General features: G+C 68.1%; 25 protein-coding genes and 3 pseudogenes. 11 read left to right on the plus strand and 17 right to left on the minus strand.

Annotated features, from left to right (window positions below):
* Positions 1-17: 17 nt before the first annotated feature.
* Together PHZ_RS21015 and PHZ_RS21020 are read left to right on the plus strand one after the other, a co-directional pair.
* Positions 18-2,225 carry a class I SAM-dependent methyltransferase gene (locus PHZ_RS21015; RefSeq protein ID WP_041374519.1) on the plus strand — a complete coding sequence of 736 codons (2,208 nt, stop codon included), beginning with the start codon at positions 18-20 and terminating at the stop codon, positions 2,223-2,225.
* Positions 2,222-2,800 carry a hypothetical protein gene (locus PHZ_RS21020; RefSeq protein WP_012520514.1) on the plus strand — a complete coding sequence of 193 codons (579 nt, stop codon included), beginning with the start codon at positions 2,222-2,224 and terminating at the stop codon, positions 2,798-2,800. The genes PHZ_RS21015 and PHZ_RS21020 overlap by 4 nt, the downstream gene beginning before the upstream one ends.
* Positions 2,801-2,838: 38 nt before the next feature.
* Here PHZ_RS21020 and PHZ_RS21025 read toward each other — a convergent pair whose 3' ends face one another.
* The 6 genes from PHZ_RS21025 to PHZ_RS21050 all read right to left on the minus strand — a co-directional run bounded on the left by PHZ_RS21025 (position 2,839) and on the right by PHZ_RS21050 (position 7,937).
* Positions 2,839-3,084, minus strand: a complete 246-nt coding sequence (locus tag PHZ_RS21025; RefSeq protein ID WP_041374520.1) for a hypothetical protein — start codon at positions 3,082-3,084, stop codon at positions 2,839-2,841.
* 90 nt (positions 3,085-3,174) lie between these two features.
* Complete coding sequence (gene istB / locus PHZ_RS21030) at positions 3,175-3,933, minus strand: IS21-like element helper ATPase IstB (RefSeq protein WP_012520515.1); 759 nt, start codon at positions 3,931-3,933, stop codon at positions 3,175-3,177.
* A gap of 20 nt (positions 3,934-3,953) precedes the next feature.
* Entirely contained in the window at positions 3,954-5,489 is a 1,536-nt protein-coding gene (istA, locus tag PHZ_RS21035) for an IS21 family transposase (protein WP_012520261.1), read from the minus strand.
* A 60-nt stretch (positions 5,490-5,549) separates the two neighbouring features.
* Entirely contained in the window at positions 5,550-5,945 is a 396-nt protein-coding gene (locus tag PHZ_RS21040; protein ID WP_049758529.1) for a DUF302 domain-containing protein, read from the minus strand.
* Between the two features lie 9 nt (positions 5,946-5,954).
* Positions 5,955-6,362: a hypothetical protein gene (locus PHZ_RS21045; protein ID WP_041374521.1), complete on the minus strand. Its 408-nt coding sequence runs from the start codon at positions 6,360-6,362 to the stop codon at positions 5,955-5,957.
* A 234-nt stretch (positions 6,363-6,596) separates the two neighbouring features.
* Positions 6,597-7,937, minus strand: a complete 1,341-nt coding sequence (locus PHZ_RS21050; protein ID WP_012520517.1) for a phenylacetate--CoA ligase family protein — start codon at positions 7,935-7,937, stop codon at positions 6,597-6,599.
* Between the two features lie 451 nt (positions 7,938-8,388).
* On the opposite strand from PHZ_RS21050, the pseudogene PHZ_RS21060 reads away from it, so the two are divergent.
* Positions 8,389-8,715: pseudogene (locus tag PHZ_RS21060) on the plus strand (AtaL-like protein); the annotation flags it as partial.
* Between the two features lie 156 nt (positions 8,716-8,871).
* Here PHZ_RS21060 and PHZ_RS21065 read toward each other — a convergent pair.
* The 4 genes from PHZ_RS21065 to PHZ_RS21080 all read right to left on the minus strand — a co-directional run bounded on the left by PHZ_RS21065 (position 8,872) and on the right by PHZ_RS21080 (position 12,360).
* A complete protein-coding gene (locus PHZ_RS21065) occupies positions 8,872-10,803 on the minus strand; it encodes a hybrid sensor histidine kinase/response regulator (RefSeq protein ID WP_236611935.1) in 1,932 nt (643 codons plus the stop codon).
* 170 nt (positions 10,804-10,973) lie between these two features.
* Positions 10,974-11,177: a hypothetical protein gene (locus tag PHZ_RS21070; RefSeq protein WP_041374522.1), complete on the minus strand. Its 204-nt coding sequence runs from the start codon at positions 11,175-11,177 to the stop codon at positions 10,974-10,976.
* A gap of 101 nt (positions 11,178-11,278) precedes the next feature.
* Complete coding sequence (locus PHZ_RS21075; RefSeq protein WP_049758531.1) at positions 11,279-12,007, minus strand: Crp/Fnr family transcriptional regulator; 729 nt, start codon at positions 12,005-12,007, stop codon at positions 11,279-11,281.
* Between the two features lie 140 nt (positions 12,008-12,147).
* The gene (locus tag PHZ_RS21080) at positions 12,148-12,360 is read right to left on the minus strand and encodes a hypothetical protein (protein ID WP_041374523.1); all 213 of its coding nucleotides are present in this window, start codon (positions 12,358-12,360) and stop codon (positions 12,148-12,150) included.
* Positions 12,361-12,548: 188 nt separating this feature from the next.
* On the opposite strand from PHZ_RS21080, the gene PHZ_RS21085 reads away from it, so the two are divergent.
* Both PHZ_RS21085 and istA (PHZ_RS21090) read left to right on the plus strand, forming a co-directional pair.
* Positions 12,549-12,851 carry a hypothetical protein gene (locus tag PHZ_RS21085; protein WP_148217053.1) on the plus strand — a complete coding sequence of 101 codons (303 nt, stop codon included), beginning with the start codon at positions 12,549-12,551 and terminating at the stop codon, positions 12,849-12,851.
* A gap of 73 nt (positions 12,852-12,924) precedes the next feature.
* Positions 12,925-13,722, plus strand: a pseudogene (istA, locus tag PHZ_RS21090) (IS21 family transposase); the annotation flags it as partial.
* A gap of 28 nt (positions 13,723-13,750) precedes the next feature.
* On the opposite strand, the gene PHZ_RS21095 reads toward istA (PHZ_RS21090), so the two are convergent.
* Positions 13,751-14,922 (minus strand): IS3 family transposase gene (locus PHZ_RS21095; protein WP_086004007.1). Its coding sequence is split into 2 segments (ribosomal slippage): positions 13,751-14,649 and positions 14,649-14,922, totalling 1,173 coding nucleotides; the frame shifts between segments, so codons are not numbered across the junction.
* Between the two features lie 270 nt (positions 14,923-15,192).
* Here PHZ_RS21095 and gstA point away from each other — a divergent pair.
* Both gstA and xth read left to right on the plus strand, forming a co-directional pair.
* Positions 15,193-15,816 (plus strand): glutathione transferase GstA, encoded by a 624-nt coding sequence (gene gstA / locus PHZ_RS21105; RefSeq protein WP_012520523.1) that lies wholly within the window; start codon positions 15,193-15,195, stop codon positions 15,814-15,816.
* 53 nt (positions 15,817-15,869) lie between these two features.
* Positions 15,870-16,658, plus strand: coding sequence for an exodeoxyribonuclease III (gene xth, locus PHZ_RS21110; protein WP_012520524.1), 789 nt, complete (start codon positions 15,870-15,872; stop codon positions 16,656-16,658).
* Positions 16,659-16,670: 12 nt separating this feature from the next.
* Here the strand turns inward: xth and PHZ_RS21995 are convergent, their stop codons facing one another.
* On the minus strand, positions 16,671-17,030 hold the full coding sequence (locus PHZ_RS21995; RefSeq protein ID WP_049758533.1) for a response regulator: 360 nt from the start codon (positions 17,028-17,030) through the stop codon (positions 16,671-16,673).
* A gap of 152 nt (positions 17,031-17,182) precedes the next feature.
* Between PHZ_RS21995 and rpoH the strand changes: the two genes are divergently transcribed.
* The 3 genes from rpoH (at position 17,183) to PHZ_RS22925 (ending at position 20,445) form a co-directional block, all read left to right on the plus strand.
* Positions 17,183-18,133, plus strand: a complete 951-nt coding sequence (gene rpoH, locus PHZ_RS21120; protein WP_012520526.1) for an RNA polymerase sigma factor RpoH — start codon at positions 17,183-17,185, stop codon at positions 18,131-18,133.
* Positions 18,134-18,210: 77 nt separating this feature from the next.
* Positions 18,211-19,107 (plus strand): mechanosensitive ion channel family protein, encoded by an 897-nt coding sequence (locus PHZ_RS21125; protein WP_012520527.1) that lies wholly within the window; start codon positions 18,211-18,213, stop codon positions 19,105-19,107.
* A gap of 222 nt (positions 19,108-19,329) precedes the next feature.
* Positions 19,330-20,445 carry a hypothetical protein gene (locus PHZ_RS22925; protein ID WP_049758534.1) on the plus strand — a complete coding sequence of 372 codons (1,116 nt, stop codon included), beginning with the start codon at positions 19,330-19,332 and terminating at the stop codon, positions 20,443-20,445.
* 50 nt (positions 20,446-20,495) lie between these two features.
* On the opposite strand, the gene PHZ_RS22930 is transcribed toward PHZ_RS22925, so the two are convergent.
* Both PHZ_RS22930 and PHZ_RS21145 read right to left on the minus strand, forming a co-directional pair.
* Positions 20,496-21,281 (minus strand): hypothetical protein, encoded by a 786-nt coding sequence (locus PHZ_RS22930; protein WP_041374525.1) that lies wholly within the window; start codon positions 21,279-21,281, stop codon positions 20,496-20,498.
* 119 nt (positions 21,282-21,400) lie between these two features.
* Positions 21,401-21,709 (minus strand): hypothetical protein, encoded by a 309-nt coding sequence (locus PHZ_RS21145; RefSeq protein WP_041374526.1) that lies wholly within the window; start codon positions 21,707-21,709, stop codon positions 21,401-21,403.
* Between the two features lie 141 nt (positions 21,710-21,850).
* On the opposite strand from PHZ_RS21145, the gene PHZ_RS21150 reads away from it, so the two are divergent.
* Positions 21,851-22,303, plus strand: a complete 453-nt coding sequence (locus tag PHZ_RS21150; protein WP_012520530.1) for a hypothetical protein — start codon at positions 21,851-21,853, stop codon at positions 22,301-22,303.
* Positions 22,304-22,355: 52 nt separating this feature from the next.
* Here PHZ_RS21150 and PHZ_RS21155 read toward each other — a convergent pair whose 3' ends face one another.
* The 3 genes and pseudogenes from PHZ_RS21155 to PHZ_RS21165 all read right to left on the minus strand — a co-directional run bounded on the left by PHZ_RS21155 (position 22,356) and on the right by PHZ_RS21165 (position 24,485).
* On the minus strand, positions 22,356-23,381 hold the full coding sequence (locus PHZ_RS21155; protein WP_012520531.1) for a relaxase/mobilization nuclease domain-containing protein: 1,026 nt from the start codon (positions 23,379-23,381) through the stop codon (positions 22,356-22,358).
* Between the two features lie 201 nt (positions 23,382-23,582).
* Positions 23,583-23,903, minus strand: a pseudogene (locus PHZ_RS23885) (plasmid mobilization relaxosome protein MobC); the annotation flags it as partial.
* 225 nt (positions 23,904-24,128) lie between these two features.
* Entirely contained in the window at positions 24,129-24,485 is a 357-nt protein-coding gene (locus tag PHZ_RS21165; protein WP_012520532.1) for a hypothetical protein, read from the minus strand.
* Positions 24,486-24,560: the final 75 nt, after the last annotated feature.

Below are 24,560 nucleotides of genomic sequence, written 5' to 3' on the forward strand. Positions count from 1 at the left end.
CACAGGTCCTGGCCGACTTGCAGCAGGCGGTCGCGCACGCGAACGCCGGTCGATGGACCGAGGCCGAGCTCTATGCCCGAAAGGTTCTTGCGGCCCAGCCGCTGGACCCCTCGGCGCTGAACGTCCTCGGCACCGTCGCCATGAACACCGGGCGCTCGGCCGAGGCGATCGCATGGTTTCAACAGGCGGCAGGCGGCCAGCCGAAGAACCCGTTCATCCAATTCAATCTGGGCGAAGCTCATCGCCGGCTGCAGGCCTACGAGGCGGCGGCGAAGTTCTTCCTACAGGCCGCGGCTCTGAAACCCGACTTCGCCGAGGCCCATGCCTCTGGCGGCGACGCTTACCGTCTGATGGGGCAGGGGACGCAGGCGGAGCGCTGCTACCGCGCCGCTCTGGAACGAGCGCCCGCAATGTTGGCCGCGCTCAACGGTCTGGGCCTGTTGCGCCTCCAGAAGGGCGACGCCGCCGCGGCTGCGGAGCGCTTCGAAGCCGGCTGCAAGGCCGCGCCGGCGGGCCATCCCCTGCGGGCGATCCTGCTGGCGAACCTCGGGCTGGCGCGCCTGCAGCTCGGTCAAGGCCCGGATGGGCTGGCCCTGCTTGCCCAAGCCGTCGAAGCAGCGCCGGGGGACGCCGAGGCCTGGCGGCGACTGGCCGGCGCGCTTCGACACACGCGGGTGGCGCCCGCGACGGCCCGCTTCCGAAACATCCTGCTGCAGCTGTTCGACCGGCCGGACGTCAATCCCCGTAACCTGGCGACGGCGGCCATTGCGGTGTTGCGGCAGGAGCCGCAGATCGATCGGCTGCTGGAGTCGATCGTGGGGGCTCCGCGTGAGACTGCGCAGACGCTGGAGCGCGAGGCCGCGACCGCCACGCGGCTCGTGCAAGATCCGCTCTTCCGAACCCTCCTGACGGGCGCGCCGATCCCGGATGTCGCGATCGAGCTGCCGCTCGTGCAGCTACGAAGCGATCTTCTCGATCTTGCCGAGGCGGACCCCGGAGTCCTGGAGGAGGAGCTGGGCCTCGCCGCCGCGCTGGCCCGGCAGGCGTTCCTCAATGAATATGTCCTGTTCGCCGCGTCGGACGAGCAGGCCCGTGTGGCCAATCTGATCACGGCCCTCGATCGTGACGATATCGGAGAGCAGGGCGGCGATCTCACCAAAATCGCGATTGTCGCGGCCTATCGCCCGCTGGCCACAACGCCGCTCGCTGCGCGTCTCCAGAGCGCCGCCCTGCCGGCGCTCGCAGACCTCCTTCGCGAGCAGCTCAGCGAGCCGGCGGAGGAAGCCGCACTGCGCGCGAAGCTGCAGATTCTCAAACCCCCGACCGACGCCATCTCGCGCACCGTCCAGCAACAGTACGAGCAGAACCCTTACCCGCGCTGGACCCGCTGCAGCTTCGGCGAGCCGCTGCCCTTCCGAAGGGCGATCCAGAGCGCCTTGCCAGACCTGCCGGCCGGGGAGATCCCGGATCTCGCCCGCCCCCGCGTGCTGGTCGCCGGCTGCGGCACGGGCCTCGAGACCATGCGCGTGGCGACCACCTACCGCGGCGCCTCGATCCTGGCGATCGACCTCAGCGCCGCCAGTCTCGGCTACGCCATGCGCAAGGCGCGCGCTTACGGGCTCACCGAAATGGAACACCTGCAAGCCGACATCCTCGACCTGCCGTCGCTCGGGGAGCGCTTCGACCTGATCGACAGCTTCGGGGTGCTGCATCACATGGCCGAGCCGGCGACGGGATTGCAGGTCCTCGGCACGTTGCTCAGACCCGACGGGTTCCTCTTCGTCGGCCTCTACAGCGAGATCGGCCGGCGGGCGGTGACCGCGGCGCGCGCCCACATCGCGGCTTCCGGCTACCGTGATGACGCGGATGGAATCCGCGCCCTGCGGCGGGACCTCATGCTGGACGGCGCGCCGCCGGCCCTGGAACGGGTCATGAGCCCGGCCTCCGACTTCTGGACGCTCTCCGACTGTCGGGACCTGCTGTTCCACGTCCACGAGCATCGCTTCACGCTCCCTCAGATCGGCGAGCTGCTGAGCGCCGCCGGCCTCGAGTTTCTCGGCGTGCGGTTCGGCCATGCGGCGGACGAGGCGCGATACCTCACGGAAAACCCGCGACGGGGGGCGCTTCGCGACCTGGAGGCTCTGCACCGCCACGAGCTCCAGCATCCCGAGGTCTTCGGGGACACCTACCGGCTGTGGGCGCGTCCAAGGAGGCCAAGGAGATGACACAGCCGCTCGCGCCGCCGCATGTTGATCTCCCGAAGGAGCAGGGGGCCGTCGTCCGGCAGGCTCTCCTGGCCTTCGCCGTCTGCGCGCCCACTCTCGTGTTCGCGAGCCTCGGCTTGCCCAGGATCTTCACCTTTCCGGAAGCCCTCGACGAGCGTCTCGCCTTCGCGCTGAGGGCCGACCTCGTGATTGCGCTCTGGGTCGTGCTGGGCGTGCGGATGGTGGCCAAGGTGCGGTTCAGGTCCGCCGAGGACAACGCCGGTTCGGCCTACGGACCGCCGAGCCGGCGCCTGGCGGTGCCGAAGGCCTTCCTGCAGAACACCCTCGAACAGGCGTTCATCACGAGCGTCGGCATGCTCGCGCTGGCCACCGTCGGCGGCGAGGCCGCGCTGGCCTATATTGTCGCGACCGTGATCCTGTTCAGCCTCGGGCGCGCGACCTTCCTGCGCGGCTATCCGCGTGGTGCGGGCGGCCGCGCGTTCGGCATCGCCACGACGGCGCTTCCGGCGGTCGGCGCCTATGGATGGGTTCTCCTCGACATGGCATCGGACATGGCCGTCCTCGCCACGCGTTGAGCCACTTCCTGCGCTTCCTTCGAGGCGATCACGGCGGCCTAGGGGGCGGGTCCGCAGCAGTCGCGGGCCCCGCCGGCGGGTTCGGTGAGCGAGGGCGGATCGCCCGCCGGGCCGCCATCCGCAAGCTCCCGATCGAGCTCCTGCTCCAGGAGGGGACAGGCGGCGCTGAGGCCTTCGACGACCCGCTTCAGCCGCGCCTGCACCTGGGCCGCGGCCAGCTTCAGCTGCGGATTGTCGATGGCCTGCATCGACGCGACCGGATCGATCGCCGCCACCTTGCGCATTCCAGTGATCGTGGGCGCTCATTCCACGCGATGGCGGGCGCCTATTCCACGTGATCGTGGGCGGCGCAGTCGGCCGACGTGGGCATGGAGTCAGGCGTTGGTCTGAGCGTCAAGCTCGCGGTGGCCGGAGAGCCGTCGCATGCTGTCGCCGGCGAGGGTCAGCCGGTGAGCGTTGTGCACCAGCCGGTCGAGGATGGCGTCGGCCAGGGTCGGGTCGCCGATCACGTCGTGCCATTGGTCGACGGGGATCTGGCTGGTGACGATCGTCGAGCCGCGGCCCTGCCGGTCCTCGAGGATCTCGAGCAGATCGATGCGCTGGTTGGCGGTAAGCACGGCCAGGCCCCAGTCATCGAGGATCAGCAGATCGACGCGGCTGAGGGTTTTGAGCAGCCGGGCGTGGCGGCCGTCGCCGCGGGCGAGCGCCAGCGCTTCGAAGAGCCGCGGGACGCGCTGGTAGAAGACGGAGCGTCCGTCACGACAGGCCTTGTGGCCAAGCGCGCAGGCGATCCAGCTCTTGCCGACGCCGCAGGGCCCGGTGATCAGGCAGTTCTGATGGCGGTGGATCCAGTCGCCGGCCGCCAGGCGTGCGACGAGCGCGCGGTCCAGCCCGCGCGGCGTACGCAGGTCGATGTCCTCGACGCAGGCGTCCTGCCGGAGCGCAGCAAACTTCAGCCGGGCTGTGAGCCGCTTGGTGTCGCGCTCGGCCGCCTCGCGGTCGGCCATGATGCCGACGCGTTCCTCGAAGCTGAGCGCGGCGAGATCGGGCGCGGCGCGCTGCTCTTCGAAGGCCTTGGCCATGCCGGTGAGGCCGAGCGCGATCAGGCGCTCATGGGTGGGATGGGCGAGCATTGGGTCTCCTGGTTTGAGGATCAGTGGAAGTAGTTGCGGCCGCGGATGTTGCCGTGGCGCAGGGGCTCGTGATCCGGCTCGGGCTCGAGGAAGCCGCGGTCGAGGCCAGTCTGGAGGATCGAGCGGACGGAGCTCGCCGAGCGCGCCTTGATCTGGGCGGCGCGCTGGCAGGCCGCCTCGAGCCGGGCGCGGCCATAGGTCTTCTCCAGCGCGAGGATGCCCATGCAGCTGCGGAAGCCCTGCTCGGGATGCGGCCGCTCGGCCATGATGGCGGAGATCAGCGCCGCCGCGGCGGGACCGATCTTCCCGGCGCTCGCCATCAGCCGCGCCGGCGTCCATTCCGCGTGGCGCCGATGCGAGCTGGGCATGTGCTCGGGGATCGTCGTGTGTCCGCGACGTCCGGGAGATCGGGCGTGGCTGGCGACGCGTTGGCCCTTGTGGAAGATCTCCACCGTGCGCTCGCTGGCCCGCACGTCCACCTGCTCGCGGATCAGCCGATAGGGGACGGAGTACCAGGAGCCGTCGATCTCGACATGGTAGTCGAGCGCCACCCGGCAGATCTTCCATTCGGCGAAGGCGTAGGGCTCGGCCGGCAGCGGCTTCAGCGCCGGGACATCCACCGCCGCGAAGAGCTCCGCGCGGCTCGCGCCGTAGGCGCGCATCACCCGGGCATTGAGCTCTGCGACGAGCTCGGCGATCGCCGCGTTCAGCTCGACCAGGCTGAAGAAGCGTAGGTTGCGCAGCCGCGCCAGGATCCAGCGCTCGGCGAGCAGCACGGCCTGCTCCACCTTCGCCTTGTCACGCGGCTTGTACGGCCGGGCCGGGATCACCGCGGTTCCGTAGTGCCGCGCCAGGTCCTGGTAGGTCCGGTTGATCTGCGGCTCGTAGCGGTCGCCGCGCGCCACGCCGGCCTTGAGGTTGTCGCAGACGATGGTCGCCGGCACGCCGCCGAGGAAGGCGAAGAGCCCGACATGACAACCGATCCAGTCCGCCAAGCCTTCGCTGGGCCGCGCCTCGGCGTAGACGTAGCTCGACGCCCCCATGGCCGCCACGAAGAGCTTCATCGGCCGGGCCTCGCCGGTCTCGGGATCGATCAGCTCGATCGGATCGCCGGCGTAGTCGACGAAGACCTTGTCGCCCGCCAGGTGCTTCTGGCGCATCGTCGGCGATCGCCGCGCCTTCCAGGCTTCATAGTGCTCGCAAAACCAGGCGTAGCCGTACCCATCGGGATGTTCGGCCCGATATTCCTGCCAGAGCAGAGATCGGGTCACGCCTTTGCGCCGCAGCTCTCGGTCCACGGCGGCCCAGTCCGGCTCGGCCCGCGGTGCCTTGCTTGGCGGCGGCCCGGGGAAAAGCCGCCGCTCAAGCACCGTGTCGTCCAAGTCCTCGGGCAGCGGCCAGCCCAGCCCGGCGACTTGAACCCGCTGCAGGTAGTCGCCCACAGCGCCTTTGCTGATCCCCAGCGACGTCGCGATCAGCCTGGTGCTCAGGCCGACCTCGAACCTCAGGCGCAACAACTCTCTTATCCGGCGCATCGACAATCTCTCGGTCGGCATCGGGCCCCCTCTGCTCAGCACAGGGGACCTTTAGCCCTCAGATTGTCGGCCGAACCGCGCTCACCCCCTCAGATCAGAGGGCGCCCATGATCCCGTGGAATCCGTGCCCACCTTCGCGTGGAATCCGCGCCCACCTTGCCGTGGAATTCGTGCCCGCGATCGCGTGGAATTCGCAGCCACCTCCGTCCTCCGAGGACCGAGCGCCTGCACGACGACGTGGCACGGCAGCATCGCGCCGACCTTGTCTTCCAGCTGAAGGGCCTCATGCGCCATGGCTGGGTTGCACGCGCCGAGGATGCGGTGGTCGCGGAAATCGACGCCCAGCTTGTCCTTGAAGGTCGCCCGGACATCGATCTGCGTGATCACGCCGAACCCCTCCGCCTTCAGGGCGTCGGTCGCGCGCTGCACGGCTTCCTCAAAGGCGACGGGCAGGGTCGTCGCGAAGTAGTAGGCCACTTCGATCTCCTAGCCGGGCCGGAAGGCGCCGGTCTGACGGTCGAACACGTAGCGCTGGACGAGCGCCGCGCCCTCCGTGGTCACGACGTCGGCGGTGATCGTGTTGGCGTCCGTCTCCTTCACGGAACCCAGCTTCACCCGCGGGTTGCCCTCGTACTGGAGGTAGCGCTCCATGTACGCCCTGACGTCGGCGGCGCTGAGATTCAGGTTCGAACGCTGCGAGGACCAGCCGGGACCCATGTAGCCGCAGCCGCCGCACCAGTTCCCGTTCCCCATCATCATGCCGCGATGCATCATCATGGGATGGCCGCTCATGTGGTTCATCATGCCCGGTCCGGGCTGCGCCAGGGCGCCGCCAGCCAGGCCGAAGGCCGCCACCGTCGCCGCGAAGGCGTATGCGGTTGTCGATAGACGCATTTGAGTACACCTCCGCTCGGGATGTCCGGGGAGCCCACCTCGCCGGCTCCATACAATCCTGCGCCGCGCGGCAACGGCCGCCTTGACCGAGATCAAGCCTGCGCGCGAGAGCGGGAAAGGCCGGTTCGGCCACAGCTCACCAACTCCTCGCCCGGCCAACGTCGGCGCCTATGGACGGGTCGTCGTAGCGCGGCGGCTCAGGCAGGGTGAGTAGCTGTCCGAGCCCGCCAGGGATCAGTCCGCGAGCGGGATAACCTCGCGAAACTTGCCGCCATGCCCCTGCTCCGGCGGGTCGCCGCCGCGCTCGAGCGCGACCTGTTCGAGCCCGTGCGCGGCAAGCACCTTGCGCAGGCCAGTCTCGGCCTCGCGCCAGACCGCGTCCTCGTTCGCCGTCGACGCGACTTGCAGGCGCAATTCGAGCGTTTCCGGCGCGGTTTGCGCGATCTGGAAGAGCGTGATCCCGCGGACAGCTTCGATCGGCTGACTGAGCGCCAGCGGCGCAATTCTGACCTCGCCGCGCGGTGTGCGGAAGGTGAGAACGTCGGCGGAGCGCCCTTGCACGCGGATTGCGGGCAGGGGGTTCCCGCATGGGCAGGGGTCGGGCCGCTGCACCACGCTGTCGCCGAGGTCGTAGCGCAGGATAGGCTGCACGCGGTTGGCGAGGTTGCTGATCAGGACCGTGTGCGACGGCTCGCCTGGCGCGACGGGTTGATGGTTCGCATCGACGGGCTCGAACACCACCCAGTCCGCATTGACGTGCAGCCAGCCTTCGCCGCACATCGCGCTCATGAACACGCATTCCGAGGCGGCGTAGCTGTTGCCCACCTTGGCGTCGAACGCCCGGGCGATCCGGCCGTATTCGGCCTGTGGCAGGCCCTCGGCCGAAAGCGCCAGGAGCACGGGATGGATGGCGAGCCGGCCGGCCTCCTGCTCGTTGGCGAGCATAGCGGCGATGCTGGCATAGGGCGCAAGCATCGCCGGCTGGAAACGGTTCAGACGATCGACCAGTTCAGTCATCGGCATGTGGGCCGAAAGCACCTCGAGGCGCTTCCCCTGCCGTTTTTTGAGGCGGGCGGCGGCGACCGCCGAGGCGAAGTGGCCGCCCGTCGCCATGACCATCGCAGTCCGCCCGCGCCGCGCGATGATCCTGAGGATATCGCCGGGACTCAGCCAGCCACCGATCCAGCGGAGCATCATCGCGGTCACGACCGCCATCGTGCGATCGTCGGCCAGGAATATCCCGCGCCGACCGGTCGTGCCCGACGTGGTGTAGAGCGTGTACTTTCCCAGGAACCGCTCACCGATCCGAGCCGGGTCGTCGACGACGGCCTCCACGGCTTCGAGCGTTACCGCGCGGTCTGTGCACCAGTCGTCGAAGCGCTCCATCAGCGTCTTCTTATCAGTGACCGGGAGGCCGCACGGATCTTCGATGCGGTCCGGAAGATCGCGGTAGTAGGGCGAATGCTGGCGCGCAAACGCGACCATGTCGGCGAGGCGGGCGCGCTGGCGGCGTTCAATGCCCGCCCGATCGGCTTTGGCGGCTCTGCGCGTATCGAGCAGGATGCTCTCGGCCATCAGGTTCGGCCTCCGAAGGCCGGGAAGCCTACGACCTCAAGCCGCTAGAGGATCAAGCCGCTTATTCGCGCACGTCAGACCGCGGCCAACGAACTTCGCGAGGAGCCTGGCCCCGAGGCGGCCGGATCGATCCGCTCTCGCCAAGCGTCTGGCGCGTCATTCAAGAAGAGGGTATTTCTGTCTCGCTCTATGTTGCTGATATTGCTTGGCAATTTCCGATAAGATATATTAGGCGCGATTAGGACTCCGGCACCGACACTAGGAGATTATACACGCCTTTTACTCGCCGATATAGGCGGCGAGCTCGTCCGGCGTGCCGTTCGGGAACGCGGATTTCAGACAGTCGAGAAAGGCGGAGACCCGAGCGCTTAGCAGCCGGCGGGTCGGGTAGAGGGTCCAGAGCGGGACAGCCGATGAGGCTGTCGTCGGGATCCGGATTGACCCGAATGACGAGGAAAGCGACACCCACTGCGTTCGCGAGGCGACCATCGGCGGCGCCGAGCTGCGGGAGATCATCAACCTCGAGCCGCAGAGCAAGGTGACCTTCTTCCAGGCGACGGGGCCGCGGGAGGGCGCGATCATCAACGAGCTGTACGAGGACGGGGCCGGCGCTCTGCAACTCCGCTTCTATTGTTACCTCGGCCTGCGCGGCAAAGATCCAGGCGGGGCGGAGGAGCAGGCCGAGCAGGCCCAGTTCGACAGCGACCAGGGCTACAAGGCGGCTCTGCTCTCTACGCTGAAGCGCACGCGCGAACTCCTCGACGAAGGGCGCCTTTGAACGGCGAGCAGCGACCGGACGACCCCACGCCGTCACAGCCGCAGTTGGCAGCCACACAGGCTGCGGCCCTTATGGATGGAGCGGCTGATCGGCAGCTCGGCGCGAGATTCCACGCTCGAACCGGGCGAAGGTCGCCGCAGACGATCGAAGCCACGCTTAGCCTTTGCAAGGGTGCACCGATGACACCGCGCGGAGCGCCCTAGCAAGCTCGTCGATCCGGAATGGCTTGGCGAGATGGGCCAGATCGGGGGCGAGCCCTTCAGCCTCGGCGTAGCCGGAAACGATAAGCACGCCGGTGCTCGGCCAGCGCCGTCGGACAATCCGCGAGAGCGCGTCGCCGGTCATGTCAGGCATCAGGTGATCCGTGACCAATGCGTGGACGGATGTGTGGCTTTCCATCACCTCAAGGGCTTCGGGACCTGACGCAGCCTCGAGGACCTCATAGCCGAGCATCTCGAGCATGTTGCGCGTGGTGGCGCGCACCCCCGCGTCGTCGTCGACGAGCAGTAACCGACCGTGCGCCGCCCCGACGGGCGTTTCCCCGGATGGGAGGGGCGGCTGCCTCTGCCCGTGGCTGACCGGCAAGAACATCTCGACGTTGGTCCCAAGGCCGACCCGGCTGCTGATGTGCAGCCCCCCGCCGCATTGCGCGACCAGGCCGTGAACCATCGAAAGCCCAAGGCCGGTGCCCCTGCCCAGCCCCTTGGTGGAGAAGAACGGCTCAACCGCCCGCGCGCGGGTGGCCTCGTCCATCCCCTCCCCTGTGTCCGACACCGAAATACACACATAATGCCCCGGCGCCAGGCCCGCGCGATGGCCTGCATCCACCCACTCGGCTGTCGCCGACAGGCGGAGGGTTCCGCCGGTCGGCATGGCGTCCCGGGCGTTGACCGCAAGATTGAGGATCGCCATCTCCAGCTGGTTCGCGTCCACGTGGGCAGGCGGGAGGATGGGCGGGGTATCGATGGACACGCTGATCTGAGGGCCCGTGGTCGACCCGATGAGCTCGCCCATCGCCTGGATCGCCGCAGCCACGTCGACGGGTCCCGCTTGGAGCGGCTGACGACGCGCGAACGCGAGCAGTCGCTGGACCAGCGCCTTGGCGCGCTCGGCCGACTGGATCGCACCGTCGAGCAGCTTCCTTTCACGCGGCGAAAGCCGGCTGCTGCGCTGGAGGATGTCGAGCCCTCCCAGGATCGGCATGAGCAGGTTGTTGAAGTCGTGCGCCACCCCGCCTGTAAGCTGACCCATCGCTTCGAGCTTCTGGGCTTGGCGGAGGGCCGCCTGAGTCTGTTCGAGTTCGTTCTGGCGACGCAGTCGGTCCGTGACGTCGTAGACGACCTGAAATGCGCCGATCGCCTCGCCCGCGTCGTTCCGTAACGTGTTGAAGTTCATCTCATAGTAGCGACGATCCAGCGACGGGTCGCCGAACTCGTCGATCTCGGTGAACTCCTCGCCTGCGAGAGCACGGGCCCAAACCTCGCGCACTGCCGCCTGGTGCTCGGGCTTGTCCCTCAAGACGTCCAGCATTGAGTCGCCCACCTTCGGCCTGACGCCAAAGATGCGCTCAAACTCCGAGGCGCTCGCGTCGTTGATCGCCAGCCAGCGGAACTCGAAGTCCGCCGCCTGGATGAAGGCGTCGGTACTCTCGACAATGTCGGCGAAGATCTTCCGTTCGGCCAGCGCGTCGGCCACGCGCCGCTCAAGCTCGGCGTTCAGCGCCTGCAAGGAGGCCTGGACGCCGCGGAGTTCGGACACATCCTCGAAGGTGCAGACCGCCACCAGGCCGTTCGCCGTCTCGATCCGGCGGGCGCTGATCAGCAGCTCGACGAACGTCCCGTCGGGCCGCCGGTAGCGCATCGGGTGATCGGCGATCGTCTCGCCATGAAGCACCGCTCTCGCGGTTGGGTATTCTTCCGCCGAATAAGGGCGCCCGTCGGGATGGACGCCGCCATAGGTGTCGTACTCGTCAGCGACGCGGCCGAGGACACTGTGGCCGAGGATCTCCTCGGCTCGGCGGTTGTAGAGGATGAGTTCGCCGGAAGGGACGGACGCCAGGATCACCCCGACGGGCATCTCCTCGAGCACCGCCTCAAGGGACTGGCGCAGTGGCAGCGATGTCCGTGTATTCATTGGAGGTTCGCCCCTGCCCCACCGTCCTCGTTAGCACGCCTCGCGAAGAACGGAGAGCATCCTCCCCCATCCACTCTCGCCGCAAGTTCGCCGGAACGGATCCACCCGGAGAAAGCCCGCGGTGGCTACCTCGAAAAGGGCGTGAGGCCGAGGGCGGGACGCCCCTCGAACACGATCACGCGGCTCTTCGCGCGCCAGAGTTCCGCCGAATGCCCCTCGCGGCGCTGCTCGGCAAGTTCGATGGCAGCGCCATCATCAGCAGCCATGAATTCGTCGCTGCTGGTGATGTGACCCGCCCCGTTGAGAAAATAGAGTCTGTACCCGAGCACCCTCGCGCCTCCGACGGCGCGTCTAGCATGTGGATGTGCTGGAGAGCTGTAGGATTCCCGACAGGAACAGCGGCTTAGGACCAGCCGCCCAGATGTTCGCCTCAGCCGCGCGCAACCACTTCCGCTTCGCACACCGTCTCGGCAACGGACTGGATGTCGGCGGAGAGAAAAGCCAGGGTGTCCCGGCAACTGCAGGCGGCGTCGGCGAGGCCCTCGGCGTCGAGCACCTCAACGCCCCGACCGCTCTTGATGACACGTCGTTTCTGCAGCGCGGAGACTGAGGCCGCGATCGTGGTTCGTTGCACGCCCAGGAGCTGGGCAAGCGCCTCCTGCGTGACCGGCAGGTGGTCACGGCGAGCCTTGTCGCGCATGTCCAAAAGGATCCGCGCGAGCCGGTTCTCCACTGAATGCAGTGCGTTGCATGCGGTGGACTGCCGCCCCTCAGCCAAAAGCACCTCGACATACATGTGAATGGAGCGCCGCAGATTGGCGCTCTGCGAAAAGAGATCGCGATAGGCGGACGCCGTCAGTGTCAGCGCGCGGCCCGGAACCTGGACGACCGCGCGAGTGTAGCTCCGCCGGCTGCCGCAGGCTTCGAACACGCAAAGCGCACCCTCCCGCCCAAGAAGGGTGACGTTGACGCTTTCGCCGTCGATCGTCTCCGAGCCCAATGCCAGAACTGCATCAAGGGGGAAGAGAACATCCTGAACGTCCTCGCCCGGCCGCTGCACGACGTCACCCCGTTCGAGCTGCAATGGCTTGAGGCGACGCTCCACCTGGGCAAAGCATTCGGGCTCAAGCCTGGCCAGCAGGGCATTGGATTTGGGCATTGCGGGAGGCTGCCTAAGGGCGAAGAAAGCTGTTCCCTTAGCCTGTACGACCCGCGTCGGCTGTAGCCTTCCCGACAACATGGCCGTTCTCCGAGAACGTCCCGAACGGCGGCGACACCGATTACGACGTCCGCGCCGCGTCAGCCACGCCCTTTTTCGCCAACCGGATCTTCGCTCTTCGCGGACCGGTGACGCTCAGCGACGGTCGCGGCCTCCGCGAGCTGCTGGGCCGTCTGCGCCGCGGCGCTTGGCGTCAAGGAAACGCCCATAGGCCCGTTTTCGGCTCGGATAACGACCTCTCCATCGAAGACCTCGACTGAGAGAGGCTTGTCATAGGCGCGGGTGCTGGCCATCGCGAACCTCTTCTTGCCGCCACGTGCAGTCGCCTGGGTGACACGCGCAGATGCCACTAACTTTAGGCAGCGGCGATGGTTGCACGGCCCAGGCTGCCGGCGAGCGTCGTCCATCATTGCCCAATCCGCACTGGAAAGGTGTAGTCAGCCCGACAACCCGGCCTGCAGCTTGCCTCTATAACGGTCCGATGACGTGCGAAGTCAGCGATCGCTGCTACACCTTTCTCGGAGTTCGCGCCGATGGCGGCGTGCCGGTCATGGACCTGCGCCCCGCCTTGGACGATGAGACCGCCGTTCTGTTCGCCAGAGCCCTGCTGCAGGAGCATCGCACCTGCACACGCCTCGAAGTGTGGCGCGATGGCGAGATCGTCACCGTGTTGAGCCGTGGCTGCGAATTCCACGCGATCGCGGGCACGAATTCCACGGCAAGGTGGGCGCGGATTCCACGCGAAGGTGGGCACGGATTCCACGGGATCATGGGCGCCCTCTGATCTGAGGGGGTGAGCGCGGTTCGGCCGACAATCTGAGGGCTAAAGGTCCCCTGTGCTGAGCAGAGGGGGCCCGATGCCGACCGAGAGATTGTCGATGCGCCGGATAAGAGAGTTGTTGCGCCTGAGGTTCGAGGTCGGCCTGAGCACCAGGCTGATCGCGACGTCGCTGGGGATCAGCAAAGGCGCTGTGGGCGACTACCTGCAGCGGGTTCAAGTCGCCGGGCTGGGCTGGCCGCTGCCCGAGGACTTGGACGACACGGTGCTTGAGCGGCGGCTTTTCCCCGGGCCGCCGCCAAGCAAGGCACCGCGGGCCGAGCCGGACTGGGCCGCCGTGGACCGAGAGCTGCGGCGCAAAGGCGTGACCCGATCTCTGCTCTGGCAGGAATATCGGGCCGAACATCCCGATGGGTACGGCTACGCCTGGTTTTGCGAGCACTATGAAGCCTGGAAGGCGCGGCGATCGCCGACGATGCGCCAGAAGCACCTGGCGGGCGACAAGGTCTTCGTCGACTACGCCGGCGATCCGATCGAGCTGATCGATCCCGAGACCGGCGAGGCCCGGCCGATGAAGCTCTTCGTGGCGGCCATGGGGGCGTCGAGCTACGTCTACGCCGAGGCGCGGCCCAGCGAAGGCTTGGCGGACTGGATCGGTTGTCATGTCGGGCTCTTCGCCTTCCTCGGCGGCGTGCCGGCGACCATCGTCTGCGACAACCTCAAGGCCGGCGTGGCGCGCGGCGACCGCTACGAGCCGCAGATCAACCGGACCTACCAGGACCTGGCGCGGCACTACGGAACCGCGGTGATCCCGGCCCGGCCGTACAAGCCGCGTGACAAGGCGAAGGTGGAGCAGGCCGTGCTGCTCGCCGAGCGCTGATCCTCCCCCGAAAAAGTGGACGGGGTTAAGCCGCTCTGCGCTCGGCCTCGGCTGGACTGATGTAGCCCAGGGCTGAGTGCAGGCGGCGGGGATTGTAGAAGCCCTCGATGTACTGGAACAGGTCTCGTCGGGCCTGGTCGCGGGTGGCGTAGACCCGGTGGTGGACGCGCTCGGTCTTGAGGGTGTGGAAGAAGCTCTCCATCGGGGCGTTGTCCCAACAATCGCCCTTGCGGCTCATTGAAGGCGTGATGCCGGCGCGGGCCAGGGCCGAGCGGTAGGCCTCGGCGGCGTACTGGATACCGCGGTCGGAGTGGTGGATCAGGCCGGGCGCCGGCCGCTGGCGCTCGATGGCCATCTGCAGCGCGTCGAGGGCGATCTCGACGTGCAGCGAAGGCCGCATGCACCAGCCGACGATCTTGCGGGTGAAGAGGTCGAGCACGGTAGCGAGGTACAGCCAGCCCTCGCCGGTGGGGATGTAGGTGAGGTCGGCGAGCCAGACCTGGTTCGGCGCCTGGGTGGTGAAGTTGCGGCCGAGCCGGTTGGGCGCAATCGGATAGCCATGGCGACTGTCGGTCGTCCGCGTGCGCCGCGGCAGAGCCGCCAGGCCCCGGATGCCGGCCCGGCGCATCAGCCGCTCGATGCGGCTGCGCCCGACGCGGCGGCCGTGGCCGCGGAGCACGGCATGCACCCGAGGCGAGCCATAGGTCCCGCTGCTGTCGGCGTGGATCCGGCGGATGTCGTCCAGCAATGCGCGGTTGGCGACCGCGCGCCGGCTCTCTGGCCTGGAGCGCCAGGCGTAGTAACCGCTGGCCGACAGACCCAGGACCGCGCACATCACCCGAACCGGCCAGACGCTGCGATGCTCATCGACGAACCCGAACTTCATCGGGAGGCCGATCCGAAGATGAGCGCGGCTTTTTTTAGGATGTCGCGCTCCATCCGCAGCCGCTCGTTCTCGCGCCGAAGCCGGGCGTTCTCCGAGGCCAGGTCAGACGGCGACGGGGCCGGCGCTTGCGTGGTGGAGCGCCTCGCCGCCCCCGTCGCCTGCGCCCCGAACTGCATCATCCATCGTCGAAGCACCGTCTCGTGCAGACCCAGCTCCCGGGCCACCGCGCCCACCGACAGGCCGCTCACAGCCACCCGGTCGACCGCCTCGCGCTTGAACGTCTCCGGAAACACCCGGCGCGCACCACTCATCTGACACTCCTCTCCAGCTCCTCAGAGCTAGCATGGGTGTCCACCAAACCGGGGGAGGATCAGCATGAACGAACCTTATCCGGTCGGCGGCGCTGCGGGCCAGCGGTGCTCGGCTCCCCTCACGAAGAGAGAGCGGCCATCTGCGGCGGGGCAGCTCATGACCCGAGCTTCCGCTGCAGCTTCAAGGTGGCGGTCTCGGATGCGGCTTGGCTCCCCGCTGCGCCGCCCTACATCGCCTTCATCGGCTGAGGGCGATGAGAGGAGGACGATATGAAGCTGTACTACGCTCCAGGCGCCTGTTCGCTCGCGCCCCACATCGTCATACGCGAGGCGGACCTTTCAGCGGACTTGGAGAGGGTCGACCTGGCCGCCAAGAAGACCGAGCACGGCGACGACTTCCGCTCGATCAACCCCAAGGGCTACGTCCCGGCGCTGAAGCTCGACGACGGGCCGCTGCTGACTGAGAACGCCGCCATCCTGCAGTATCTGGGCGACCGCGCGGGCGAAGAGGCGGGGCTCATTCCAGCGGCCGGAACGATCGAACGCTACCGCTTGATCGAGTGGCTGACCTTCGTGTCGACCGAGCTGCACAAGGGCTTCAGTCCCCTGTTCAACCCCGCCTTCCCGGACGAAGCCCGCAAGCTGACGCGCGCGAAGCTCGCGGAGCGCTTGGGCTGGCTCAACGAGCACTTCGCGGACCACGAGTTCCTCCACGCGGAGCGCTTCAGCGTGGCGGACGCCTACCTGTTCACCGTCCTCAGCTGGACCAAGCGCCACGCGATCGATCTGCAGCCCTACCCGAACGTCAAGCGCTTCCAGAACCGGATCGCCGAGCGGCCCGCCGTCCAGAAAGCGCTGGGCGAAGAAGGTCTTCTCGAGCAGGCGGCGGCCTGATCGCTGCGCCGTCCCGGCGCGAGAGGCCGGGACGGCCTTCGACGGTCGGACCCATGCGGATCGCCACCTTCAACGTCAACGGCGTCAATGGCCGCCTTCCTGTCCTGCTGAGGTGGCTCGAAGAGACGCGGCCGGACGTCGTCTGCCTGCAGGAGCTGAAGGCGCCGCAGGAGCGCTTCCCCGCCGAGGCGATCGAACGCGCCGGCTATGGCGCGATTTGGGCTGGCCAGAAAAGCTGGAACGGCGTCGCGATGTTGGCGCGCGGCGCCGAACCGGTTGAGATCCGGCGAGGCTTGCCGGGCGACACCGAAGATCTGCAGAGCCGGTACCTCGAAGCCGCTGTCGAGGGTGTGCTCGTCGCCTGCCTCTATGCGCCGAACGGCAATCCCGCGCCGGGGCCGAAGTTCGATTACAAGCTGGCCTGGCTTGCGCGGCTGAACAGACGCGCCGCTGAGCTTGTGAAGACCTGCACCCCCGCCGTTCTGGCAGGCGACTTCAACATCATCCCGACGGAGCTGGACGCTTATAAGCCGGAGCGTTGGGTCGACGACGCCCTGTTCCGACCGGAGTCGCGCGCGGCGTTCGAGGCGTTGTTGGACCAGGGCTGGCGTGACGCGCTCCGCAGCCTCCACCCCGCCGAGCGCATCTTCACCTTCTGGGATTACTTCCGAAACGCCTTCCCGCGGGACGCGGGCTTGCGGATCGATCATCTGCTGCTGAGCCCGACCCTTTCGTCGAGGCTCGTCGCCGCCGGTGTTGATCGGCATGTCCGCGGCTGGGCCAAGACGAGCGACCACGCGCCGGTCTGGGTCGAACTGGAGAAGGCCGGCGAAGGCGGCTGAGCGCCGGACAGCCTAGAGCTTAGCAGCCATGAGCCGGGCTACGGCCGCAAGGAACGTCGCGAGCGGCGTGTCCTTGGTGAGCGTCACATCCGCGCCCAGGTGAGCGGCGAGTCCCAAGAGGTAGTCCGCTGACAAGGCCGCGCGCCCTGCCGTGGTGGCGATCACCTTTACGCTCGGCCACCTCGCCCGGGCTGAGCGGATCGCCTCCAAGCCATCCTGCTCCGGCATCAGAATTTCGACGATGAGCACCGCGACTGGGCCTGTCGACGTCAGTATAGCCCGGCCGTCCTCGCCCTCCTCGACCACGTAGGCCCGCGCGCCCAGCGCAGCCGCCAATCTGGCCCGGAACTCCTCATCCGGGTCCAGAACCAAGACATTGCAATTCAACAGGAATCTTTCCGCTCGAACGGCTTCGAAATTTGGTCGCGACCGCCGCAACCAATCATTCACACGGCAGTTATGCCGGATGCCACGTGCGAGCAATATAGTGCACAGTCCATGCTGAACTAGAGGAGAGAGAGACCGTGTCCGTTGCGTTGTCCTTGCCTTCTGCCGAAGGCGGGCTGCGCCGGTATCTGACCGAGATCCGGAAGTACCCGCTGCTCGGCAAAGATGAAGAGTACATGCTGGCCAAGCGGTGGCGGGAGCATGAGGATCCGGAAGCCGCGCACCGCCTCGTCACCAGCCACCTTAGGCTGTCCGCCAAGATCGCCCTGAGCTATCGCGGCTACGGCTTGCCGCTCGGAGAAGTCATATCCGAAGGCAACCTCGGCCTGATGCATGCGGTGAAGAAGTTCGACCCCGACAAGGGCTTCCGCCTGGCCACCTACGCGATCTGGTGGATCCGCGCCGCCATCCAGGAGTACATCCTGCGCTCGTGGTCGCTGGTGAAGCTCGGCACCAGCGCCGTCCAGAAGAAGCTGTTCTTCAACCTGCGACGGGCGAAGGCGCGAATTTCCGCCCTTTCGGATGGAGACCTCAAGCCGGACCAGGTGAAGGCCATCGCGAGCCGTCTGGGGGTGAATGAGGAAGAGGTCGTCAACATGGACCGCCGGCTCGCCTCGCGAGACGCCTCGCTGAACTCGCCCTTGGCCGCCGACGCCGAACAGGAATGGTTGGACGTGCTGGAGGACGAAGCCGCCGTCGATCCTGAAGCGGCGGTCGCCGAAGCCGAGGAACGCGCGCTGCGCATGGATCTCCTGGCGCAAGCGATGCAGACCCTCAATGCACGCGAACGGCGGATCTTCACGGCGCGCAGGCTGCAGGATCCTCCGGCCCTGCTCGAGGACCTGGCCAAGGACTTCGGCGTTAGCCGCGAGCGCGTTCGCCAGATCGAGGTCCGCGCCTTCGAAAAGGTCCAGGCCTTCGTCACCGAGGGCGAAAAGCGCAAGCTCCGCGAGAAGCGGCGTCGGCGCGCCGCTGAGGTCTTGATCGCTCGGCGCACCGCCGATGCGCCGGTCTGGGCCACCGCGTGACCCGGCCTCGCGTTGGGAACGCTCGCCCGTGAGACGCCGTTCGTGCCCCGGGCGGGCGTGATCCACGAGGGATTTGCATGTCGGACGTAGCCAACCGGCTGGCGGCCATCGCCAGCCCGGCGGAGACCTTCGCCTGGACCAAGCTGATCGATACGGCGGGCGATCTGGCGGTCAATCTCGCCGTCGCCGTCTTGATCCTGGCGGTGACCTTCTGGCTTGCAGGCTGGGCCAATCGCTTCGTGCGCGCCGCCCTGGGCCGAGTCCACCCGCGCCGGGGTGCGCCTGACGTCACCCTGCAGACCTTCGCGGGCTCCATGGCGCGCAACCTTGTGCTCGTGGTCGGCCTGGTGGCCATGCTTCAGCAGTTGGGCGTCCGCACCACCTCGATCATCGCCGTTCTCGGCGCCGCATCGCTGGCCATCGGCCTCGCCCTGCAGGGGGCGCTCTCCAATGTGGCCGCCGGAGTGATGATCCTGCTCTTCCGGCCGTATCGCGTTGGCGACATCGTCGAGACGGGCGGCCGAGTGGGTCGCGTGGAGGCGCTCGACCTCTTCGTCACCGAGCTGGCGACCCTCGACAACCTCAAGGTCGTCATCCCCAACAGCAAGGTGTTCGGCGATGTGGTGGTGAACCATACCCATCATGATCGCCGTCGGGCGGACGTCAGTCTCCGCTTGCCGGCGACGGTCGATGCGACGGCCGTGATGGACCGGCTCCGCCAGCGACTGAGGGAGGACGCACGTGTCCTGCAGGATCCCGCGCCGATCCTCGAACTCACGGGCGTCGGGGAGGCCTGGGCCGAGCTCACGGTGAGGCCCTGGACGGAGCGCGAGAACTACGGGCGCCTGAAGGCGGACGTGCTTCTCTGGGCCAAGCTCCTGGAGAAGGATCTGCAATCGCCCCTGCCCGCGACGGCCGAGGCCGAGGGCGATCGTCCGCGGGAAGAGCAGCGTCCTCAAACGGCGCTGGCCTGACGCGCTCGACAGCGGCGCCTGCCTCCAGTCGTCCATCCGCCCTTGCATCCGCGCGGCGGAGCCATAGATTCAGGTCGAACGCCGCCTATCGTCGGCGTGGCCGCTGCCCTGGCGAAGGACTCCTGGTCCAACGAGATCGACACACTGCGACCAGCAACCTGAAGCCGGCCGCAAGAGACGAGCAGCACGTTTCGACCCTGGCCGGGCGGAAGGATTTCGCACGTGTATTCCACCCTGGAAGGCGCAAAGAAGAGCGCCAAGTCGCTGCACCGTCTCTTCGACGAGAGCGGCCTCATCTATCCTTTGTCGAAATGTCAGCTGGCGATCGCCAAGGCCGGCGGCTTCCAGCACTGGCATGACCTGGAGAGCAACCTGAGCGCGGCGCGCCAGCCGGCGGCAGCGGAGGCCTACCGGCGTCGCCTGATCGCGGCGCTGCCCGAGCCCTGCCGCAACCCGGTCCGGGCTTGGTTTGCGGACGAGCCCCCGCCGGACCCGCCTATCGAGGGCTATCCGGCGCGCTGGTATCGCGACGTCTACCCCTATCTTGCGGCCGTCACGAAGCTGCATCGGCGCACCCCCCTCCTGCGCCCCGGCTCCGGCCGCGGCCAGCAGCTGCGCGAGCTGCTCGTCTACGAACTGCTGCTCAACCTGAAGGGCGGCGCTCAGCCCCCGCCGCGCCTTGAGGCCGACACCCTGGCCTTTTGCTTCCGAGGCGACCTGGAGGCTCTTTACCCCGAGCAGATCCGCCACCCCGACTTCGAGCGGGAGCTTGCGCGGCTGGTCGAGGCCAAGATTCTCGATTGGCGCTTCGGCATGATGCGGGTCCTCCCGCCCGCCGGCGACGTCGAGGCGGAGATGCGGGAGCGCAAGGCTGGCATGGCCCAGTACTGGACCGAGACGAGCGGCGAGGCGGGGGACCACGAGCGTCTCATGGCTATCCGCGAAGCCTTGGCGGCCATCGGCGTCAATCATGCGCTGCGCATCGCTGGCGCCATCGCTGAACAGGGGTCCGACGCCTACACCACGCCCTCCGGCGCGATGCTGGACCTGCTTTCGCGCCTGGCGGCCGAAGGCGAGCTGGAGACCTTCGCCCGCGCCGTCGACTTGGCGGCCAAGATCCACCCGCAGAACGCCGCCTTCGTACGCGGAAAGGCGCCGGCGAAGATCGCGTCCAACTATTTCGGCGCGCGTCTGAAGCTGCCGCTGCAGGACTTCACGGCCTGGACCAACGAGAACCCCGACTGGCCGGACCGGCTCATCGACGACCTCTCGTCGCCCGACCTTTTCCGACGGACGGTCGACACCATGGCCGAGCAAGTGCGGGGCGCCGCGGCCTGACCAGCTGGCGTTGCGCGCGGCTGGCGACGTCGCGTGCAACGCTGCGGCAGCTATTCGATACGGATCACGTAGTGCGGCACGTCGTAGAGCGAAGACTTGCGGATCGGCAGCCCGCAACCCGCCGCCTGCAGGTCGGACTGCATGGCAAGGTAGGTAGCGTCGTCGAGGCGAGGATCCAGCACCACCTCCTCGAACACCGCGTGCGGATCGAGGGCGTACTTCATGACCCCGCCGGCTCCGAGGCGCGGGCGTCGAGGGTCGGGAAGCTCCATGTCCTGGAAGATCAGCCGCACCTCGTTCTCGTGGATGAAGGTGTCCCGCTTCAGGCAAAGCAGTTCGGCGAAGCCCGTGCCTTGGCCGCCGGCGGCCACGTCCGCGAAGGTCAGGCCGCCCATCAACCGGTCGAGCTCGGCCTCGGTGACGTAGCGGATGCGGCCGACGAAGAATTGCTGCGGCCACTCGGGCGGACCGACCGCGCGAAGGTTGTCGAAGAGCTTGCGGATCGTCGTTCGGACCTTCACGCCGCGGCTGGCGCCGCTGGGCGAATAGATCCGCCACATGGCGTCGCTCTCCGCCGTCAGCGACCAGCATTGTCCGTACCAGTCGTCCGCAAGATTCTTGAGCGGAATGCGGGAGCCGGACGTCGGATCGTCCACCTCGGTCCGCGCCAGCATGAAGTTCTCGAAGGGGTCGTCCCACTTGGTGGGGTGGACCAGGGCGTCCGTGGCCGTGGCGACCAGCGCCTCGAAACGGTCCAGCGCGTAGATGCGGTAGATTGGCAGGTCGAGCGCGTCGGGCGTGAGATTGACGAGGCCTCGGATGTTCGGCGCAGCCAAGCGCTCTTCCTTTCGTGGTCGATGGGCAGGGTACGAACGGGACGCACGAGCGCCAGCCGCGCTATAGGCTGTGGCCCGGCGCGTGACCAGCCGCGGCGCTGCGCCGGCTCTGGCGGCGTTCAGCTGGCGGCGCGCAGGCCCGGAAGACCGTCAGCGGAAGCCGGTGGGACCAGGTCGGCCAGCTCCGCCTCGCGCGCGGCGCGGCTGACATTGAACCGGATGAGCACCACCTCCTCGCCCGTCGGCTGCGGCCATGGCGTGGTCCCAAGGTCCGCGGCTTCGCCCGCCGAGACGATCGTCCAGCCCCCGTCGGCCGGCTGTGACAGCACGTAATTGCCGCTGCGTCCCTTCAAGAGCGGCGCGCGCGCCAAAGGCATGTAGCTGTACTCGGCGCCTGACGCGCCCCGGAAGATCACATAGCTCGACACGACGTCAGGCCTCCTTGCCCGCAACATCTCACGCCAAGGTGCGAGACGTCAGCCGCTCCGATGTCGCGCAGCCGATTTCTTGTGGACCGTGCCGCCTGCGCCGCGCTTGCGCCCGCGAGGCGCCGGGATCACCGTCCGCCCATGCGCCTGCAGTACGGCCGATATCAGGGACGAACCGCCGAGACTCTCCTCCTGAGGGCTCCGGATTACGCCGTCTGGGTGATGCGCCACCAGCCGGAGGGCCGCCTGGCGCAATACTTTCGCGATCTGATCACGGCGTTCGACGCCCGCCCAATCAACCAGCCCTGCCAGGCTTGCGGCGCCGCCGCCACTCGGGCGGCCGCCCTGCCGGACCGCAGCGACCTCTACTTTTTCTGCGACGACTGCGCCCTCTATCCCAATGCCGCCCCTGAAGGGGCCGCCCAGAACCTGCGCACCTTGGCGGATTTCGTGAGTCACGTGGAGCGCACGGCGCGCCGGCGGCCGGTCGCCAGGCTGCGCGCCTTCGTTCGCCGCATGGCTCAGGCGAAAGGCCTGCCGCGCCGGATCACCGAACCGGCGGCGGAAGCCTTCTTCGCTGGGGAGATCATGTAGCGCCGCCATGGTCCGACGAGAGATCCGCGAAACGCGGACTCTCGCGTGAGAACTATCTTCGCCGCGGCCGGTCCTTTGGCGCCTCCGGCGCGGGCCGTTCCCGGGTCTCCGGTCGCAGCGCCCGGATGGCGCGGATGAGTTCGTTCCGCCGCGTGGCCGGTTCCGGCATGGTCCGCACGAAAGCGCCCACATCCTTCGCCAAGGCGCGGTCCGCCGGATCGGCGGATCGGCCCAGCGCTTGGGCGACGGCCGCATAGGCGCGGCGCACGGCCGCCTGCCGTGCGAGAATCCGTTGCTCCCATGGACGATCCATGGTCCCGCCGCGCGCCAGCCGCGCAGCCTCCCGGTAAGCGGCCTCGAGCACCCGCGGCGCAGGCCCCTGCCCCCGCTCGTAGCGCTCCCGCATCTTCCGGATCGGCGTGCGCTCCGCCTTTTTCGTGATCCCGCGGGTCCGCCGCAGCGTCGCTTCGGCCGCCACTCCGCGCTCGCGCAGCTTCTCGGCGAACCGCTGCCGCCAGGCCTCCAGGTCGGCCTTCCGCGGGCTCAAGCGACGACCGTCCTCGCCCAGGGACCGGACGCTGAGGTGGACGTGCGGATGTCCGGCGTCGGTATGCAGGGCGAACGCGTAATCGTGCGTTTCCCCAAAGGTCTCGCGTGCGAAGGCCCGCGCCGCGTCGCGCATCCGGATGTAGTCCGTTCCCGGCGGCATCGAGAGGACGATCGAGACCGACATGGAGGCGTCGCTCCGCGTCCTGAGGTCGTCGGCGGCCCAGTCGGCGCCGAGTTCACGGACCGCCTCCAGCCCCTGCAGCTGCTCCCCGTCGCGCCCTTCCAGCGGCAGCTCGCCGTCGCGGGAGATGTACTCCAGGTGCGCCCGCAGGTGCTCGCCGTCGCGGGTCTTGCCGGTGATCTTCACCAGCACTTCCGGCGCTCGCCGCACCACGTTGGCAAGCCGCGCCTTGGAATCCCGGCCCCGCGGCGGCGGCGGCAGCACCGGGACGTCCGCAACCCTGCGGCCCCCGCGGGCGATGGGGGCCCAGAGCTCATCGAAGCCGCGGACTTGGCCGAGCGGGCTCATCGGTCCTCTCCGCTCCAATAGGACAGGTCGCCCTCGAGCGCGGCGCGGACGCCTTCGAGCTGCGCGCGCACCTCCTGGCGGAAGGCCATGAGCTCCTTGGCGCTCGCCGCCCCCCCCCCCCCGGCTGTGGAGCGCGTGCACGGCTTGGTTCAGGTTCACGCCGATCCGGCGGAGGTCGCGGCGGATCTCGAGCAGCGCCTGGGCCTCGGCCCGGCTGAACTGTGGCCGGCCGAGAAGACGCCGCCGCACCAGACCCACCACCCACTCGGTGCGGCGAAGGCCGGCCTGGCGGCACGCCGCGTCCAGCGCGGTCAGATCCTCGTCCCGCAGGCGGATGGTCACCTTCTCCGATCGCCCGCGCGCCCGAAGCTCCGCCTCCGCCGCGGGCGGCGCGCCGCCGCCGCTCCGCAGCACGGTCTCGATCATCTGGCGCAGGAGCTTGGAGCGTCCGCCTCGGGATGACGCGAAGGCGTCGAAGCGGACGGCGAGATCGTCGGACAGCCGCACGCCGAAAAACGCCATGACGTCATCGTGGCGTTTAACAATGCCGGCGGCAAGCCTATCCTGCCCTCCCTCACCACAAACCCCTTCACGTTTGGTCGAACAAACGCCTGGCGTTGTCGGAAAGCGGAGCCGTACCGCGGCTGCCCCCCCATAAGCAGCCGAGTCCCACTGGGCGTAAAGCGGAGTCGAACGGTCCAGGCGCCGCTCTCCACGCTGCGCAAAAAAGGGGAGCCGAAGCTCCCCTCAGAAGGGTGGAGACCCCAGGAGCCGATCCGCAGCCTTGGGCTCGAAGCAGTCCCAGAACGCGGCTTCGGCCGGGTCGTCCGCCAGGATGCAGCGGGCCATCCAGGCATCGGCCGCCGGCGGGTTGCGCGCCTCCCATTCGGCCTGCGCCCGCATCTCGGTTTCGTAGGCCCTCATCGCTTCGGCCTCGACGATCGCCGGCACGTCGCCGCGATCCCAGAGCGGCATCAGCACCGGGTAGAAGCGGTGATACCCTGCGTCCCCCACGTCCAGACTGGTCAGGAAGGTGCGCCATTCGCCCAGCTGCTGGGCTTCCGACAGCTGGGTCCAGGTGGTGAAGAGGTCGATCGAGGCCATGGGAGGATCTCCGTCCTTGAGCCGCTCACCGCGAGCGGCGACGGCCTCTTCGGGACAGGCCTGGGCGCCCGTCAG

Source organism: Phenylobacterium zucineum HLK1, from assembly GCF_000017265.1.
GTDB lineage: Bacteria > Pseudomonadota > Alphaproteobacteria > Caulobacterales > Caulobacteraceae > Phenylobacterium > Phenylobacterium zucineum.